General features: G+C 71.0%; 1 protein-coding gene. It reads right to left on the bottom strand.

Annotated elements, in window-relative coordinates:
- Positions 1-70: 70 nt before the first annotated feature.
- Positions 71-1,786: a glucose-6-phosphate isomerase gene (pgi, locus tag ACFRCR_RS18540; RefSeq protein WP_377679648.1), complete on the bottom strand. Its 1,716-nt coding sequence runs from the start codon at positions 1,784-1,786 to the stop codon at positions 71-73.
- Positions 1,787-2,040 lie beyond the last annotated feature (254 nt).

Below are 2,040 nucleotides of genomic sequence, written 5' to 3'. Positions count from 1 at the left end.
TCCCGGGCGACAGGACGACCTCAACCCCGTTCTCGGCAGCCAGACGGCCAGCCGGTCAGACGGCCAGCCGTCAGCTCCGCTGGTTCAGGTACCAGCCGATGAGCGCCTGCGTCGAGGGGTCCTGCTCGGCGAGCGCGGACGCGTCACCGGCGACGGCCGGTGCGATCTCGTTCGCGAGCTTCTTGCCGAGCTCGACGCCCCACTGGTCGAACGAGTCGATGCCCCACACGACGCCCTGGACGAACGTGATGTGCTCGTAGAGCGCGATGAGCTGGCCCAGGACCGAGGGTGTGAGCGCAGGCGCGAGGATCGACGTCGTCGGGCGGTTGCCCGAGAACACTCGGGCGCTCACGAGCTCCTCGGCCGTGCCCTCGGCGCGGACCTCGTCGGCGGTCTTGCCGAACGCGAGGGCCTTGGTCTGCGCGAAGAAGTTCGCGAGGAACAGCGAGTGGACATCGACGGGGGTGTCCGAGCCGGCGGCGTCGTCGGTGAGCGGGTGCGCCGGGTTCGCCACGGCGATGAAGTCCGCGGGGATCAGGCGCGTGCCCTGGTGGATGAGCTGGTAGAACGCGTGCTGCCCGTTGGTGCCGGGCTCGCCCCAGAAGACCTCGCCGGTCTCGGTCGTGACGGGCGACCCGTCCCAGCGCACGGACTTGCCGTTGGACTCCATGGTCAGCTGCTGCAGGTACGCCGGGAAGCGGTGCAGGTACTGCGCGTAGGGCAGCACGGCGTGGGTGTGCGCGCCGAGGAAGTTGACGTTCCACACGTTGAGCAGGCCCATGAGCGCGGGCACGTTCTGGGCGATCGGGGCCGTGCGGAAGTGCTCGTCGATCGCGTGGAAGCCGGCGAGGAACTCCTCGAAGCGGGCCGGGCCGATCGCGATCGCGAGCGACGTGCCGATCGCGGAGTCGACCGAGTAGCGGCCGCCGACCCAGTCCCAGAAGCCGAACGCGTTGGCGGGGTCGATCCCGAACGCCGCGACCTTGTCGAGGGCCGTGGAGACCGCGACGAAGTGCTTGCCGACGGCCTCGGCGCGGGCTGCGTCGTCCGCGTCCTCTGCGAGGGCCCCGACGGCCGCGAGCTCGGTCCACAGCCAGTCGCGCGCGAGGCGTGCGTTGGTCAGGGTCTCGAGCGTGCCGAACGTCTTGGACGCGACGATGAACAGCGTGGTGCGGGGGTCGAGGCCCGCGGTCTTCTCGGCGACGTCGGTCGGGTCGATGTTGGACACGAACCGGACGTCGAGGTCCTCGGCCTTGTAGGGCAGCAGGGCCTCGTAGGCCATGACGGGGCCGAGGTCCGACCCACCGATCCCGATGTTGACGACCGTGCGCACGCGCTCGCCCGTGATGCCCTTCCACTCGCCCGAGCGCACCTTGTCGGCGAACGCGTAGACCTTGGCGAGCTCGGCGTGCACGTCGGCGTCGACGTCCTGACCGTCGACGGTCAGCCCCGGGACGGCCCCGGACGGGCGGCGCAGCGCGGTGTGCAGCACGGCACGGTCCTCGGTCACGTTGATGTGGTCGCCGCGGAACATGGCGTCGCGGCGCCCGGCCAGGTCGACTTCGTCCGCGAGGCGCACGAGCAGCGCGAGGGTCTCGTCGGTCACGAGGTTCTTCGAGAGGTCGACGTGGAGGTCGGCGGCGTCGAACGTGAGTCGGTCGGCGCGGCCCGGGTCCTGGGCGAACCAGGTGCGCAGGTCGGGGGACAGCGCGGCCTCGTGGGCCGTGAGATCGGCCCAGGCGGGAGTGGTGGTGGCGTCGATCGGCGGTGTGCTCGCAGTGCTCACGATGGTCTCGCTGCTCCCTGGTCGGTGGGGGTCGTGGGGTGTCGCGGGGTCTTGGCCGGACCCGACAACCGTAGGCCGCGACCTGCACGGTTGTCCTGGCGGCTCACGGTGCGAGCGGTTGTGAGGTGCGCTGCCGGACAACCGTGCACGCCCGACGGCGGAGCATGCGTGGCGCGCGCTCCTCTCCTCGGCCCGCGAGGAAGCGCGAGGTAGACCCGTGCGCGCGAGGTAGAGCTCCGGGAGGTCTACCTCTG

The sequence above is a fragment of the Oerskovia sp. NPDC056781 genome, from assembly GCF_042789955.1.
GTDB lineage: Bacteria > Actinomycetota > Actinomycetes > Actinomycetales > Cellulomonadaceae > Oerskovia > Oerskovia rustica.
This window is presented reverse-complemented; position numbering and strand designations above follow the sequence as displayed.